General features: G+C 74.0%; 10 protein-coding genes. 4 read left to right on the forward strand and 6 right to left on the reverse strand.

Annotated features, from left to right (window positions below; all coding sequences use genetic code 11):
• The first annotated feature begins 162 nt into the window (after positions 1-162).
• From HNR21_RS02755 to HNR21_RS02765, 3 genes are read left to right on the forward strand one after another with little or no spacing between them, the layout of a single operon-like run.
• Positions 163-507, forward strand: coding sequence for a HEAT repeat domain-containing protein (locus HNR21_RS02755; RefSeq protein WP_198679456.1), 345 nt, complete (start codon positions 163-165; stop codon positions 505-507).
• A gap of 46 nt (positions 508-553) precedes the next feature.
• Positions 554-928 carry a type II toxin-antitoxin system RelE/ParE family toxin gene (locus HNR21_RS02760; protein WP_182703903.1) on the forward strand — a complete coding sequence of 125 codons (375 nt, stop codon included), beginning with the start codon at positions 554-556 and terminating at the stop codon, positions 926-928.
• The gene (locus HNR21_RS02765) at positions 925-1,254 is read left to right on the forward strand and encodes a helix-turn-helix domain-containing protein (protein ID WP_119728067.1); all 330 of its coding nucleotides are present in this window, start codon (positions 925-927) and stop codon (positions 1,252-1,254) included. Before HNR21_RS02760 ends, HNR21_RS02765 begins: the two co-directional genes overlap by 4 nt.
• A 372-nt stretch (positions 1,255-1,626) precedes the next feature.
• On the opposite strand, the gene HNR21_RS02770 is transcribed toward HNR21_RS02765, so the two are convergent.
• The 4 genes from HNR21_RS02770 to HNR21_RS36275 all read right to left on the reverse strand — a co-directional run bounded on the left by HNR21_RS02770 (position 1,627) and on the right by HNR21_RS36275 (position 11,854).
• Positions 1,627-4,974: a DUF4132 domain-containing protein gene (locus tag HNR21_RS02770; RefSeq protein WP_182703904.1), complete on the reverse strand. Its 3,348-nt coding sequence runs from the start codon at positions 4,972-4,974 to the stop codon at positions 1,627-1,629.
• 67 nt (positions 4,975-5,041) lie between these two features.
• Positions 5,042-5,194 carry a hypothetical protein gene (locus HNR21_RS02775; RefSeq protein WP_157995852.1) on the reverse strand — a complete coding sequence of 51 codons (153 nt, stop codon included), beginning with the start codon at positions 5,192-5,194 and terminating at the stop codon, positions 5,042-5,044.
• A gap of 19 nt (positions 5,195-5,213) precedes the next feature.
• Positions 5,214-8,468, reverse strand: a complete 3,255-nt coding sequence (locus HNR21_RS02780; RefSeq protein ID WP_182703905.1) for a DUF4132 domain-containing protein — start codon at positions 8,466-8,468, stop codon at positions 5,214-5,216.
• 131 nt (positions 8,469-8,599) lie between these two features.
• On the reverse strand, positions 8,600-11,854 hold the full coding sequence (locus HNR21_RS36275; protein WP_182703906.1) for a DUF4132 domain-containing protein: 3,255 nt from the start codon (positions 11,852-11,854) through the stop codon (positions 8,600-8,602).
• A gap of 86 nt (positions 11,855-11,940) precedes the next feature.
• Here HNR21_RS36275 and HNR21_RS02790 point away from each other — a divergent pair, with 86 nt between their 5' ends.
• Positions 11,941-13,029 carry a potassium channel family protein gene (locus tag HNR21_RS02790; RefSeq protein ID WP_182703907.1) on the forward strand — a complete coding sequence of 363 codons (1,089 nt, stop codon included), beginning with the start codon at positions 11,941-11,943 and terminating at the stop codon, positions 13,027-13,029.
• Here the strand turns inward: HNR21_RS02790 and HNR21_RS02795 are convergent.
• On the reverse strand, positions 13,007-14,164 hold the full coding sequence (locus HNR21_RS02795) for an acyl-CoA dehydrogenase family protein (protein WP_312881541.1): 1,158 nt from the start codon (positions 14,162-14,164) through the stop codon (positions 13,007-13,009). The genes HNR21_RS02790 and HNR21_RS02795 overlap by 23 nt on opposite strands.
• Positions 14,164-15,009: an HTD2 family dehydratase gene (locus HNR21_RS02800; protein WP_312880804.1), complete on the reverse strand. Its 846-nt coding sequence runs from the start codon at positions 15,007-15,009 to the stop codon at positions 14,164-14,166. The genes HNR21_RS02795 and HNR21_RS02800 overlap by 1 nt, the downstream gene beginning before the upstream one ends.
• Positions 15,010-15,021 lie beyond the last annotated feature (12 nt).

Genomic DNA, 15,021 nt, shown 5'->3' on the forward strand with positions numbered 1-15,021 from the left:
CGTCCCCTGGCCGAAGGACTGCGGGCTCTTCCCTCCCGAGGCCGCCACCCCGTTCCCGACGAACCCGGCCGCCCTGACCCGCGATCACCCATCTGTACTGCCGCCTGAGCCTGTGAACCCTGCGACAATCCCCTCATCCCCGACGAACGCCAGGAGGACCCGGTGCCCGAGCCCCGTTTCGCGCGCGCCCTGGAGCGGATGCGCAGCCAGGACCCCGCCGAACGCGAGAAGGGCTTCGACTTCCTCCGCGAGCACGCCGACTCCTACGTCGACGACCTCATCACCGCCTTCACGCAGGAACCCGACCCCGACTTCCGCTGCCTCCTGCTGGAACTCATCGCCGAGGCCCGCGACCCCAGGGCCCTCCCCGTCCTCACCCGCCACCTCGACACCCCGGACCCGGACGACCCCCTCCAGTTCTGGGCCGTCCGCGGCCTGGAAATGCTCGACACCCCCGAGGCCCACCGAGCCCTGACCCAGGCCCGAGCCCAAGGCCTGATCCTCTGACCACCGAAAGCCATAACGATCATTAGCTGTAAGTTATATTGGGGTGGTGGCCTGGGATGTTGTCCTTCTGGAACCTGTCGAGAGCTGGTTTCTCAAGCTCTGCGACTCCGATCCGGACACCGCAGCGCTGGTCGAACAAGCCATCGACCGGCTTGCGGAGGTCGGGCCAACGCTGGGGCGCCCCTTGGTCGACACCCTCGAACACAGCGAGCTGCACAACCTCAAGGAGCTCCGGCCTGGGTCACGGGGACGTTCGGAGATACGCATGTTGTTCGTCTTCGATCCGGACCGCGCGGCCATCTTTCTTGTCGCAGGCGACAAGGCCGGTCAGTGGTCTCGGTGGTACGAACAGGCCATTCCTCTGGCCGAGGCCCGGTATGCGGAGTACCGCGCCGCTTTGAGCAAGGAGGCAGGACGATGAGCACTGGGCGTAACTGGCGGGACATCAAGGCCGAGGCTCATCGTCTTCACCCAGAGCTCGCCGACCCGGAGCGCCAGGCTCGGGCACGGGCGGCACTCGACGCCTATGTCGCCGGCCACCATCTGAAGGAGCTGCGGAAGTCCACCGGCAAGACGCAGGCCGAGGTGGCGCGCATCCTGGGCGTGTCGCAGTCCCGGATCTCCCAGATCGAGAACGGCGACATCAGTGCCATGGAACTGGAGACTCTCCGAGCCTATGCGGCCGCGCTCGGTGGACATCTGGACATCACCATCAGTGTCGGCCCTCACTCGGTCAAGGTCGCCTGAGCGCGATGTCCACAGGCATGGCGAGGCGGTCCTCAGCGCCCTCACCCCGATCCTGGACGGCGGCGGCCCGGCCCCGCAGCGGATCGAGTTCGACATCTACGGCCGCGATCCGATCTTCCACCGCCGCCACTGGACCCGCCTGCGGAACGCCCGCTCCAGTCGCCGTCAGTCGGGGTAGGAGCCGGGGTCGACGTCGTTGCTCTGGGCGTTGCCGCCGGTCACGGGCCGGAGGGTGATCCGCCGGGTGCTCCAGCGGATCTGGGTGGCGGTGCGGGAGTCGAAGGACTCGTCGGACTTCTGGAACGCGCAGTCGCGGCCGAACGCCTTGGCCTGCCGTCCCGGGCCGATCCGCCGAATCCCGCACGGCGAGGGTCAGGAGGACGGGGTGACGAGGTCGGTGAGGTCGAGGAGGATCTCGGAGGCCGTCACCGGGTCCAGGTCACCGAAGCCGCGGGAGGTCGGCCTGCGCCGCCAGTGGTCGCCCGGCCGGTCGCAGATGCTCACGGCCTCCAGGGTCTGGTCCTCGTCGAGGAGGTCCGCCGCACCGACCGCTATGCCCGGGTTCAGGTCGATCTCCACCACACCGCCGCCGGGGAGCGCACGGGTGATCCACCACTCGCTGCCGTTGTCCTGGGGGACGCCCCGTTCCCAGCCGCGCCGCGTCAGGCCCAGCACCTTGCCCCAGGGCACGGTGATCCCCTCGAAGCGGGCGAGGCGGCCGGACTCGCGCTCCTCGTCGGCGAGCGCGTGGACGGGCCGGTGGAGCTGCGGGAACGGCTGGACCAGCGCGTAGTCGTCGAAGACCTCCCGCCACGCCGTCAGCGACTCCCCCAGACGCACCGGATGCGCGACGCTCACCGTCGCCCGCTCCGGCAGCGTCAGCTCCTCGTCGTCCACGTCGGCGAACGTGCGGTCCTCGGCCAGGCGGAACGTCACGCCGTCCCCGGTGATCCACACCAGCCGCCGGGCGATGTGCCAGACCAGCGGATGCCCGACCACGTGTCGGCGGAACTCGCCGCACGTCCAGCGGCGGCCGGTGACCATGGCGGCCTCCAGCCTGCGCACCTGGTCGGATGCGACGGTGCGGACGCCCTTCTTCAGCTCGGCGAACCTCGCGTACGCGGCGGGCGCGAGCTCGGGATCGTCCTTGGCCCCCGGCTTGGGCAGGGTCTTGCGGGCCTTGCCGTCCGGCCCGGTCACCTGCGGCTTGAGGGCCTCGTCGAAGCCGACCGTGAACCGGCGCGGGCCGTAGTCCAGCGTCAGGGTCCCGTCGGCGGCCAGCCCGAAGTCGGGCACCAGCCGGTCGGCGAGCTGCTCGCCGGTCAGCCCCAGCCCGGCGGCGACCTGCTCCATCTTCTCCCGCGCCCGTGCCTTGAGGGCCTTGAACGGCACCCGCTGGGCGATCCCGCTCAGCTCGGCCAGCGCCGTGTCCGTGCCGATCAGGGCGAGCGCGTCCAGCCCCTTGACGGCCTTGGCGTGCCCGCCCTGCCCGGGCCACGCCCGGATCAGCGGGACCAGCCGCCGCACGGTGCCGTCGTCGCCCAGCCTGCCCAGCGCGGTCATCACCCAGCCGTCCCGGGCCGGCGCACCGGCCTGCTGCCACAGCCCGAACAACGCCCAGCCGAACGACGCCAGCGACGCCGGGTCGCACACCTCCAGGACGGCGGCCAGCTCCGGATCGCCGCCCTCCGGCGGCGACATCGCCAGCAGGGTCAGCAGGTCCGGGATCGCCGCGGCGGGCAGCGCCCGCTCCCGCCCGCGCAGCAGCACCTGCGGCAGCGCCTCCGGATCCGCCCAGCGCCCGACCGAGGGGATCTTGCGGGGGACGACCTCGTCGCGGCCCAGGGCGAGCAGCGCCTTGATCGCGGTCGCGGCCTCGTCGCCGTGGACGCGCGCGGCCTCCACGACGCCGTCCGCGCCCATCGCGGACGCCAGGAAGTGCAGTGCCGCCTCGGCGCTCTGCCTCGGCCTCCCGGCCCTGCCGAGCGCGTCCGGCACCAGCAACGCCACGGCCGCGGCCCCGTGACGGCGCAGCCACGCCCTCGCGGCCTCACCGGCCGAGGGCACCCGCATCAGCCGGTCGGCCATCAGCCGCGCCACCTCGACGTCGCGGAACGGCATCAGCGCCCCGCCCGCGCCGCCCACGTCGGTGCGGGCGATGGCCAGCACGGCGGGGAACGCGTCCATCTCGTACACGGCGACGAGGTAGCGCAACGCCCGCAGCGCGATGTCCCTGTCGTCGCCCTCGCCCAGGTCATAGCGGGTCAGGCTGCGGAAGTCGTACGACCAGTCGGCCAGCAGCGGCCGGATCCGATCCGGCGGCCCGTCCACGAACAGCTCCAGCTCGTACGGCGTGTACAGCTCCCTGCCCGCGCAGTGGTCCGCGAGCCATTCCGGAATGGGGTCGTACTCCTCGAACTTCGGTGTGACGCCGGGCCCCATCGGACCGGAACGGCGGTAGTGCGGCCCGAAACGGGGCCGCTCGTCCAGCCAGCGCCGCCGTTCGTCCGGCTCCCACAGCAGCTCCCGGCCGCCCGGCGGGGTCAGCCCCTTGATCACCGGCCGGGGCCGGGGCGCCCGCTTCCACGACGGGTCGGCCAGCGGCGCGGGCAGCTCCGACACGGCCGCCTCGGGTCGCCGCCGCCCCTCCTCCAGCAGACGTCCGACGACCTCCCGACCAGGAGAGGGCAGCTCCGCGAGCACCGCCTCGCCGAGGCCCGGGTGGGCGCGCAGATGCTCGGCCAGCAGGATGGCCGCCATCGCGTCCCCGTCCGCCCGCCCGGCCAGCAGCCGCACCGTCCGCACCGGGAACCGCTTCATCGCCGTCCGCAGCGCTCCCGGGACCAGCCACCGCCCGGCCCGCTCCATCAGCAGCTCGAACGGCCTGCCGCCCGGCAGCGCGGCGAGCACGTCCAGCACCTGCCCGCGGTCGCGATCGATCAGGTCCAGCCGGTCCAGCGCGTCGGCCAGCAGCGGCGCGGCGGCCGTGCCCACCCCCTCCGCGAGGGTCTCCGCCACTCCCGGCCGGAACCGGTCGAGCCGCGCCCACTCGCCGAGCTGTTCCTCCGATCCCAGCGCGCACAGCAGCCACCAGCGCCCGTAGGTGTCGACGGGCGGATCCTGGCAGCACTCGTCCACCCAGTCCTGCCTGGTCGGCACCAGATAGGAGACCAGCAGCCGCTGCAACGGAGTCCGCCGGCTCCCCGCCAGGCGTTCCACCGCCTCGGCGTAGTCGCCCTCGTCGGCGGCGGCCAGCAGCACGCGCAGCCGCTCGGCGCACTCGGCCACCTGCCACAGCGTCCACTCGCCGGGCTTTCCGCGATGCACCGCCTCGTCGACCCGCACGTCGGCCATCTCGGCGCACGCGGAGGCGGCGAACGCGAGCCCGTGGGCCAGCACCCAGCAGTCCACCACGGCGTCCGTGACGTTCGGATTCCATTCGACCAGCTCGACGGCGGTCACCGCCGCGCCCGCCGGATCGGCGTGGCCGGCGCAGTAGGCCCGCGCCCGCCCGGCCAGGTCCGGGTCGCCGTTCGGATGCCCGAAGATCTTCTCGAGGTCGTCCCGGCCCTCGGCGATCATCCGGGCGATGACGTCCGGAGCCTCTTCCCGGACGTCGATCCGCCGGCCGGGAACGCCGCCGCGGCGGGGATGCAGCCGCTCCCGCCACGCGTCCGGAATCGTCAGAACGTCCTCGTCCGAGGCCCCAGGGATGCCCATGCCGCCAGACGTTAGAGGTCACCACCGACATTCCGGAAAGCCGCCGGCGGTCCGGACGCCGAATCGTTCACGCCGGGCGGCGCGTCTTCGTGATCGCAGACGGGCGCGGGCGGCGTGCGCTCGCCTGCCGTACGTCCAGGTCGAGGGTGGTGGAGGCGCCTGCGGCGGTGATGCCCTGGGCCGGGTACTTGTCCCGGCCCAGACGCAGGGCGGTGGTCACCGCGGACGCAAGGCGGCGGTCAGGCGGGGGTGGACGCCTTCAGGAGGTCGGTGACGAGTTCGGAGAGGGTGGTGGGGTCCAGGGGGCCGAAGCCGGGCCGGGGACCGTGGACGGGATGGGCGGTCAGGTCGATGTGGCCGATCACCAGGGTGTCCAGGTCGACGATGACGTAGTGGCCGCCGGAGGTCGGGGGAAGGGCGAAGCGGCCGTCCTCGCGCCCGTCGTAGCGCCAGCCGCGCCTGGTCAGGAGCTCCTCACGGCCCCTGGGGACATGGCGACCGCGCAGGAGTTCCACGACGCCGGTGGCGCGCCCGGTCTCGGCGAGGGTGTGGACGGGGCGGGTGAGCTGCGGGAACGGCTGGATGATCTGGTAGTCCTCGAACGTCTCCAGCCATGCCTTGAGCGACGCGCCGAGCCGTGCCGGGTGGGCCAGGGCGATGTGCGCGCCCTCGGGCGGGGTGAACGTCTCGTCGTCCACGTCCGCGAACGTGCCGTCCTCGGCGATGCGGAACGCCGTCGACGCGCCGTCCGGGGCCTCGCTCGTCCAGAGCAGACGGCGGGCGAGGTGCCGGAGCAGGGGGTGCCGGACCAGGAGTCCGTCGAACTCCTCCGGCGTCCACCGGCGGCCGGTCAGCATCGCGTTCTCCAGCCGGGCGAGTTGCTCGGCGACCAGGTCGCGGGCGCCCTTGCGCAGCTCGGCGAACCGCTGCTTGGCCGCGGCCGCGCGTTCCGGGTCGTCCTTGGCCGCCGGCTTGGGCAGTGCCTTGCGCCGCCGTCCCTGCTCGTCCTCGACGTACGGGGTGAGCCGGTCGTCGAAGCCCATGACGAACCGGCGGGCGCCGTAGTCGAGGGTGACCGTCCCGTCGGCGTCCAGCCCCAGGTCGGGCGTCAGGCGGTCGGCCACCTGCTCGGGGGTGAGGCCGAGCGTTTCGGCGAGTTCCCGGGCCTTCTCGCGGGCGGGGGCCTTGGCCTCGCCGAACCTGAGCCGGTGCCCGATGGCGTGCAGGCGGGCCAGCGCCTCGGGGGTCCCGATGTCGGCGAGCACGTCGAGCCCGAGGACGGCGAGGCGGCGCAGCCCCAGATCCGGCCACGGCCTGATCACGGCCGGAAGCCGCCGCACCACCCGGTCGTCGCCGGTCCAGGACAGCTGGGTGAGCGCCCATTCGTCGCCCGGCGCCGCGTCCGACCCCTCCCAGCGGCGGAACAGCGCCCATCCGAACTCCGCCAGCGACTCCGGGTCGCACAGCTCCTTCACCAGGGGAACACCGGCGTACGGGGCGTCGGGCTTGGACATCGCCAGCATCGTGACCAGATGCCGTACCGCCGTGTCCGGCAGCGCCCGCCGCCGGTCCCGCAGCAACACCTGCGGCAGGTCCGCCGGGTCGGCCCAGGCGCCGATCTTCGGCGGCCGGGCGGGCAGCACCTCCAGCGGGTCGGCGGCCAGCAGCACGGCGACCGCCTCGGCGGCGGCACGCCCATGCGTCCCGGCCGCCCGAGTCACCTCGTCGGCCCCGTGCTGGGAGGCCAGCAGGCGCAGCGCGGCCTCGGCGTCCCGGCGTTCCCTGCCCGGCCGCCCCAGCGCGGCCGGGACCAGCGGCGGAACGGCCCGCGTCCCGTGCCGCGCGAACCATCCGGCCGCCATCTGCCGGGCCGCGCGCCCCCGGGACAGCCTGTCCGCCATCAGCCGGGCCACCTCGGCATGCCGGAACGGCAGCAGCACGCCGGTGAACCGCGTGGAGTTGAGCCGCGCCACGGCCAGCGCCAGCGGCAGCGCGTCGGTCTCGTACCGCGCCACGATGGACCTGGTCCAGTCCGCGTAACCCCAGATCTTCGTCTCCGGCGGGACGTACTCGCGCAGCACCGGACCCATCAGCTCCCGGGAGCAGCGCAGCAGCAGGGTCGGCCCGGCGTCCTCCGGCATCCGCCCGGCCAGCAGCTCCTCGATCTCCTCCGGCCGGGGCCTGTCGTCGTCGAGATCCAGGCCGGTGCCGCTGGAGGTCAGCCACTCCTCCCGTTCGCCCGGAGCCCACACGACGGCACAGTCGCCGGGCACCGTCAGGCCGTCGACCACCGGCGGCCTGGCCTCGCGGCGGCGACGCAGCCACGGCGGATCGACCAGGAACGACGGCAGCTCCTCCGCGGAGGCGTCCGGCACCCGTTCCCGCCGGGCTCGCGACGCCTCGACGGCCTGACGGGCCTCCCGGGGCAGGTGGGGCAGCGCGGCGTCCACGAGATCGGGCCGCTCGTGCAGCAGGGTGTCCACCAGTTCGGCGGCGGAGTCGTCGTCAGCCGCCCGCGGCCCCAGCAGCCGCAGCGTCCGCACCGGGAAGCGGCGCGCCGCCTCCATCAGGGCCCGATGCACCTGCTTCTGCGCCGTTCGTTCCAGCAGGAGCTCGAACGCCTCGTCGGTGGGCAGCGCGGCCAGCACCTCCAGCGCGGCCGAACGATTCGGTCCCACGCCGGGGGCCCGGTCCAGGTAGTCGGCGAGCACTGGGGCGATGGCGGGACCGATCCCCTCCGCCAGGGTGGCGAGCACCGGCAACCGGCATTCGCTCCAGCCCAGGTGGCCGAGCGCCGCGACCTGGTCGGCACGGCCCAGCGAGCACCACAGCAGACGCCGCAGCTCGTCGTCGTCCGGCGGCGGGTCGGCGCAGCACTCGTCCACCCAGTCCTGCCGGTCCGGGGCCAGGAACGACACGATGATCCGCTGCTGCGGCGTACGACGGTGACCGGCCAGCCGCTCCACGGCCTCCCGATGCTTGGCGTCGCCCGCCGCCGCGAGCAGGGCACGGATCCGGTCCGCCGCCACCTGCCGGCCATGCCAGTAGAGGTAGAACGGCCCGTCACTGGGCGTGAGGAACCGCAGCGTCTCCGGCTCCCCGGCCGACCAGGCCCGCAGCCCGCCCGCAGCCGCGAACGCCTCCGCGGCGAACGGCAGGCCGTGCTCGGTCACCCAGGCGTCCGCCGACAGCCGCCAGATGTCCTCGTCCAGCCCCGCCGCGGCCTGCCTGCACACCAGCACCGTCACCGCCGCCGCGCCCAGCGGATCCGGCACGCCGCCCAGGTGCAGGCCGGCCGCCTCGGCGATGGACCGTTCGCTGCCGGGGTGGGCGAGGACCGCGTCGATGCGCGGCCGGGCCTCCTCGATCATCTGGCGCGCCAGCGCCACGGCCTCCGCGTCCGGCTCGATCTGCGGGCCGGGAACGCCGCCCCGCCGGGGCCGCAGCACCGCACGCCAGGATTCGGGGATCACGAACGAGTCCTCGTCGATCATCCGGCCATCCTGGCAGCTCCCCCGGCAGAACAGGCACCCCACCAGGACTCACCCCGAACCCGGCGGTGCGACCTGCCGCAGCCGGACGCGGGGGAGCGTCACCGGGCGGCGGAGGGCTGGGGAGTGCGGGGTCAGTCGTCGGCGGTCGCCTCGATGAGGTCTTCGAGGACAAGGGTCTCCGTGAGGGGGTCGATGGGGCCGAAGCCGGGTTCGATGCCGCGGATGGGGTGGGGGTTCAGGTCGACGTGGCAGGCGTTCAGGTCGATGAGGTGGAGGACGAGGAGATGGCCGCCGGGGAGATGCCGGAGGACGGTGTCCTGGGTGCCGTGGTTCTTGGTCCAGCCCCGGGCGTAGAGCTTGTGCTCGTTGACCTTGGGAGCGGGCCCCAGGCGGGAGCGGTCGAGAACGCCGGTGGCGCGTTCGGTGTCGCTCAGGGTGTGGACGGCGCGGTGGAGCTGGGGGAACGGCTGGAGGATCTGGTAGTCCTCGAACGTCTCCCGCCACGCCTTCAGGGACGGTCCCAGCTCCACCGGGTGAGAAACACCGACGCGGGCGCCCGGGGGCAGGACGTACGGCTCGTCGGCCACATCGGCGAGGGTCCGGTCCTCCGCCAGGCGGAACGCCACGGGCCCGCCCCCGGAAGGCTCGGCGACCCACACCAGACGGCGGACGATGTGCCACAGCAGCGGATGCCGGACGAACGCCTCGAACTCCGCCACCGACCAGCGGTGCCCCGTCCGCATCGCGCGCTCCAGCCGGCCGGTCTGCGCGGCGACGAACTTGGCGGTCTCCTTGCGCAGCTCCGACAGCCGCCGCCCGGCCTCGGCCGCCGGCTCGGGATCGTCGTCGGCGGCGGGCTTGGGCAGTGTCTTACGGCGGCGCCCGGCCTCGTCGACCACATGCGAAACGAGCTGGGCGTCGAACACCACGGTGAACCGGCGAGGGCCGTAGTCCAGGGTCAGCGTGCCGTCGGCGGCCAGGCCGAAGTCGGGCGGCGGCGGCTCCCCGACCTGCTCCAGGGTGACGCCCAGCCGTTCGGCGACCTCCGCCGCGCGCTCCCCGGCGGCCCTCCTGAACGCGACATGCCGCAGATCGCGTTCGAGCAGGCGCAGCCGGTCCAGGGCCTCGGCGGTGCCGAGTTCGGCCAGCACGTCCAGCCCGTCCGTGACGAGCGACCGTTCCCCCTCCTGCGACCATCGGCGGATCACCATGGCCAGGCGGCGGGCGGTCTCGTCGTCGCCGGTCCACGCGAGCTGGTGCAGCGCCCACTTGTCCGGCTGCTGCGACGGCCAGTCCTTCACGGGCATCACCTCGGCGGTCTCCCACCGGCGGAACAACGCCCACCCGAACTCGGCCAGCGATCGCGGGTCGCACGCCTCCCCGACCTGGGCGATCCCGGGGTGCGGGGTGCCGGGCCGGCCCATCGCCAGCATCACGATCAGGTCCCGGACCGCCGGCTCGGGCAGGGCGCGGCTCCGGTCGCGCAGCAGCACCTGGGGCAGCGGCGCCGGATCCGCCCAGTCCCCGATCTTCGGCGGCCTGACCCTGCGCGCCTTCAGCGGGTCGATGTCCAGCAGCGCCCGCACCGCCTCCGCGGCCTCGTCGCCGTGCGCACGCGCCGCCCGAACGACCTCGTCGGCCCCGTGCCGGGAGGCCAGCAGCCGCAGCGCGATCTCGGCGGGGCGGCGGTGCCGGTCGCCCGTACCGCCCAGCGCGTCCGGCACCAGCAGCGGCACCACGTCGGTCCCGTGCCGGGCGAACCAGTCGAGCACGGTCCGCCGGGACTTCCACCCGGCGGCGAGCCTTCCGGCCATCAGCCGCGCCACGTCCACGTTCCGCAGCGGCAGCAGCGTGTCCAGGAAACGGACGTCCAGTTCCGCGACGCTCATCGCGATCGGCAGCGCGTCGGTCTCGAAGCGCGCCACCAGGGACTTGGCCCAGTCCGTGAACGGCCAGGCGTCGTAGTCGGCCGGCGCCCAGTCGCGCAGTGCCGGACCGGCCTGTTCGGCCGGGCACAGCAGCAGCCGGGTCGGTGTGATCGGTTGTTCCCGGTCGTCCTCCAGCGGCCCGTCCGGGGCGACGGCGCGCAGGTCGAGATTGGTGCCACCGGTGAGGCGCCACACCGCACGCTCACCGGGCTTCCAGACCACGTGCCGTTCCGCCGGCGGCTCCAGCCCCTTGATCGTCGGGGTCCCGCGCGTTCCGGCCCGGCCGCCCGATCGCCACGGCGGGTCCGCCAGCACGGGCGGCAGCTCCTCCACCGGCGCCTCGGGCAGGCGTTCGAGACGGGCGGCCAGTGCCTCCAGGGCCGTGCGGGCGTCCTCGGGCATGCCGGGCAGGGCGGTGGCGAGGAGACGCGGACGCTCCCGCAGGCAGGCGAGCAGGATGTCCTCCACCGCACCCGCCGCCCGGGGGGCCAGCAGCCGCATCGCCCGGACCGGGTGGCGGCGTGCCGCCTCCTGGAGCGCGCCGTACGCGTACGGCAGGTCCAGCCGTTCGAGCAGGGCCTCGATCGCCTCGTCGCAGGGCAGCGCGGCGAGCACCGCGAGGATCTCCCGGCGCAGGTCCGGCGCGGGAGGCCGGTCCGCGGCGGCGGCCAGGACCGGGACGGCGGCGGGCCCGAGCCCGTCGGCGATCGTGGCCAGCGTCCGCAGCTCGCACTCCCGCCACCCCGGGCGGGCCCAGGATCCGAGCGCGGCGAGCTGGGCGGGCGATCCCAGCGAGCACCACAGCAGCTCGGTCAGCATGGGGTCGTGGGGAGGGGCCGTGCAGCACTCGTCCACCCAGTCCTGCCGGTCCGGGACCAGGAACGACACGGCGATCCGCTGCGCGGGGTGCTCCCGGCACCGCGCGAGCCGTTCCACCGCCTGCCGGTGCTCCTCGTCCCCGGCGGCGGCGAGCAGCGCCCGCACCCGGACCGCGCCGTGCTCCAGGCCCCAGAACGGCGTGATCTCGTCGTCCGGTGCGGTGAACCGCAGCGCCAGCACCCGGTCCACGTCGTGGGCGCCCCAGACCCGGAACGTCTCGGCGCAGGCGTGCGCGGCGAAGGGCAGGCCGTGCTCGGCGACCCACCAGTCCACGATGTGCTGCCAGTCCCACTCGTCCAGCCGCCGGCCCCGGTCGCGCAGGGACAGCGCCTGCACGGCCGCCCCGAGCGGGTCCGCCGCACCGTCCAGATGCCGGCGCAGGGCGGCGACCAGGGCCGGGTCGCTGCCGGGATGGGCCAGCGACGCCTCGATCCCGGGCCGGTGTTCGGCACAGGCCGCCCGCGCCCATTCGGCGGCGTCCGCACGCGGCTCGATCTCGGGCGTGCGCACACCGCCCCGCCGCGGCCGCAGCACGGCGAGCCAGGAGTCGGGGAACACCGGGGAGTCCTCGTCGATCACCCGGCCATCGTGGCATCCGCCACCGACAGGGACGATCTCGGCGCGGCGGGAGATCGATCCGGGCCGCGGCGGGTACTCCGGCCGCCATGGGGCTGGTACTGGCGCTGGGCTGCGCGCTCATGGTGCTGGTGGCCTGCGACGCCGCGGTCACCATCCTGCACTCCGACGCCGAGGGGCTGCTGGCCGGGGGCATCCGCCGGCTGGTGTGGCGGGTGACCGCCCCGCTGAACGCCCGGCTGCCCCGGCTCGGGCGGCATGCGCTGGGGCTGGCCGGACCGGTGATCATCGTGCTGACCTGCACCGGCTGGCTGACGCTGCTCGTCGTGGGCCTGGCCCTGGCGGTGTGGCCGATGCTGGCCGGCGAGTTCGCGGCGCAGACCGATCTCGGCGCGCCGACCTTCACCGACGCCCTGTACTTCGCCGGTGGAACGGTGGCCGTGCTGGGCTTCGGCGACCTCACCCCGCTGTCGGGCCGGGGCCAGCTGGTCACGCTGGCGGGGGCCGCCGCCGGGTTCACCATGTTCACCGGCATCGCGACCTACGCCATCGAGATCGTCGGCGGCATCACCGCCCGCAACCGGTTCACCCTCGCCGTGTACGACGACGTCCGCGGCGGCGGGGGCGCGACCATGGTCGCCGGGGATCTCGCCGAGGCGGGTCCCGACGAGGTCCGCGAGCGCTGCCGGGCCTGGGCGGACCATCTGCGCGCGCTCGACGAGATGGTGCACCGGTATCCGCTGGTGGCGTTCACCTACCGTTCGCACCGCGACGAGTACGATCCCGAGCCCGCGCTGCGGCACGTCGCCGAGGCCACGGTGGCCGCGCTGGTCGCGGCCGAGCGCGAGCCGGCGCTGCGCACGACGGCCGAGGCGCTCTCCTCGGCGCTGGCCCGGTTGCAGCGCACGATCGCCGGCACCTATCTCGACAAGGGCGTCGTCCGGCGGATCACCGACCCCGAGCCGACCGAGGAGGACCGCGCGGCGGTGGCCCGGATCGACCGGCTGCTGTCGGACCGCCTCGGCCGGGAGGGGCCGAAGGCCGAGCACCGGTCGGCGACCGAGACGGTGCACCGCTGCCGGGCCTTCCTCGCCGGGCTGCACCAGTGGTCGCGCACCCCGACGCCCCCGCACGAGTGGGACGGCCGGGGCGGCGTCAGACCAGGCCGCCCCGGTTGATCAGCTGCCTGACGATGACGTTGCGCTGGATCTCGTTGGTGCCCTCACCGATGATCATCAGCGGGGCGTCGCGGAAGTAGCGTTCCACGTCGAACTCGGTGGAGTAGCCGTAGCCGCCGTGGATCCGGACGGCGTTCAGGGCGATCTCCATGGCGGTCTCGGAGGCGAACAGCTTGGCCATGCCCGCCTCCATGTCGCAGCGTTCGCCGCTGTCCAGCCGTTCGGCGGCGTGCAGCAGCAGGCGGCGGGCGGCGGTCAGCTTGGTGGCCATGTCGGCGAGATAGTTGCCGATGCTCTGGTGCTGCCAGATCGGCCTGCCGAAGCTCTCCCGTTCCCGGGCGTACCGGAAGGCGTCGTCGAACGCCGCCCGGGCGACCCCGGTGGCGCGGGCCGCGACCTGGATCCGCCCGATCTCCAGGCCCTTCATCATCTGCGCGAACCCGCGCCCCTCGGCCTCCCCCAGCAGCGCCGAACGCGGCACCCGGCAGTCCTCGAAGACCAGTTCGCAGCTCTCCACGCCCTTGTAGCCGAGCTTGGGCAGGTCACGGGAGATCGTCAGCCCGGGGACCTTCTCCACCAGCAGGACGCTGACGCCCTTGTGCGCGGGCTCGGCGTCCGGGTCGGTCTTGCACAGCAGGGCGATGAGCTGGGCGCGGCGGGCGTTGGTGATCCACGTCTTGGCCCCGTCGATCACGTAGTCGTCGCCGTCGCGGACCGCCACCGTGCGCATGGCCTGCAGGTCCGAGCCGCCGCCGGGCTCGGTCAGCGCCATCGCGGCGCGGATCTCCCCGGTGGCCATGCGCGGCAGGTAGCGGGCCTTCTGTTCCTCGGTCCCGAACGCCAGCAGCAGCTTGGACACCACCGTGTGGCCGCCCATCGCCCCGGCCAGGCTCATCCAGCCGCGCGCCAGCTCCTCGGTGACCAGGGCGTAGCAGGGGGTGGAGACCCGCGCGTCCCCGTACGGCTCGGGGATCGCCAGCCCGAAGACGCCGAGCCGTTTCATCTGCTCGATCAGCTCCTCGGGGTAGGCGTCGGCGTGTTCCAGGTCGCGGGCGACCGGCCGCACCTCGCGGTCCACGAACTCCCGGACCGTCTCGACGATCGCGCGTTCCGTGTCGTCCAGCGGGTAGTCGATCACGCGAACGCCACCTCCGCCTGCGCCCTGACCTCTCCGGACGGCCCCACGACCGACAGCGCCCCGTCCGGCCCGCCGGTCACCACGACGTTCTCGCCGAGGAACACCGGCCGGCGGAACCGGTACGCCAGCCTGCCGACCCTTGTGCCGGGGGCGTTCCTGCGGGGCAGCTCGGCCATCAGGATCGCCAGCAGCGGCCCGTGCACGACCAGCCCGGGATAGCCCTCGACCTCCCGCGCGTACGGCTCGTCGTAGTGGATGCGGTGCGCGTTGGCGGTCAGCGCGCTGAAGCGGAACAGCACCCGCGAGTCCGCCGCCGGGACCAGCCGCCACGGTCCCTCGGTCTCCGCCGCCGGTCCCGTGTCCGGCTCATGCCGTACGGGCGCGGCCCCGGACCGGTAGACCAGGTCGTGCTCGTCGACGATCCGCAGCTCCCCGCCCTGCCGGATCTCGTGCCGGACGGTCACGAACAGCATCTCGCCCGAACGCCCCTGCTTGACGTTCACCCCGGCCAGTTCCGACGTGCGCTCCGCCGGGGTCCCCACCTCGAGCGGCGCGTGGAACGTCAGGCGGCCCCCGGCGTACATCCGGGTGCGGTCCGGGATCGGCGGCAGGAAGTGCCCGTTCGCCGGATGCCCGTCGTCGCCCAGCTCCGACTGCGCGGGCCATTCCAGGAAGTAGACCCAGTGCCACAACGGCGGCAGCGGATCCCCGGCCGCGGGGGCGTCCTGCGGCCGGTCCAGCACGGCCGCAAGCGCCTGCGCCGGGCCGGGCGGCATCGCCTCGGTCATCGCCACCGGGCCGGGGCTCCAGCCCTTCACATGCTCCGCCAGTCCTCCGGTCACGACGCGCACCTC

It is taken from the genome of Thermomonospora cellulosilytica, from assembly GCF_014138835.1.
Classification (GTDB): Bacteria; Actinomycetota; Actinomycetes; order Streptosporangiales; family Streptosporangiaceae; genus Thermomonospora; species Thermomonospora amylolytica.

Coding starts and splice junctions, on each gene's coding strand:
- HNR21_RS02765 (WP_119728067.1), top strand. CDS start 925: ATGAGCACTGGGCGTAACTGGCGGGACATCAAGGCCGAGGCTCATCGT.
- HNR21_RS02770 (WP_182703904.1), bottom strand. CDS start 4,974: ATGGGCATCCCTGGGGCCTCGGACGAGGACGTTCTGACGATTCCGGAC.
- HNR21_RS02780 (WP_182703905.1), bottom strand. CDS start 8,468: ATGATCGACGAGGACTCGTTCGTGATCCCCGAATCCTGGCGTGCGGTG.
- HNR21_RS02790 (WP_182703907.1), top strand. CDS start 11,941: ATGGGGCTGGTACTGGCGCTGGGCTGCGCGCTCATGGTGCTGGTGGCC.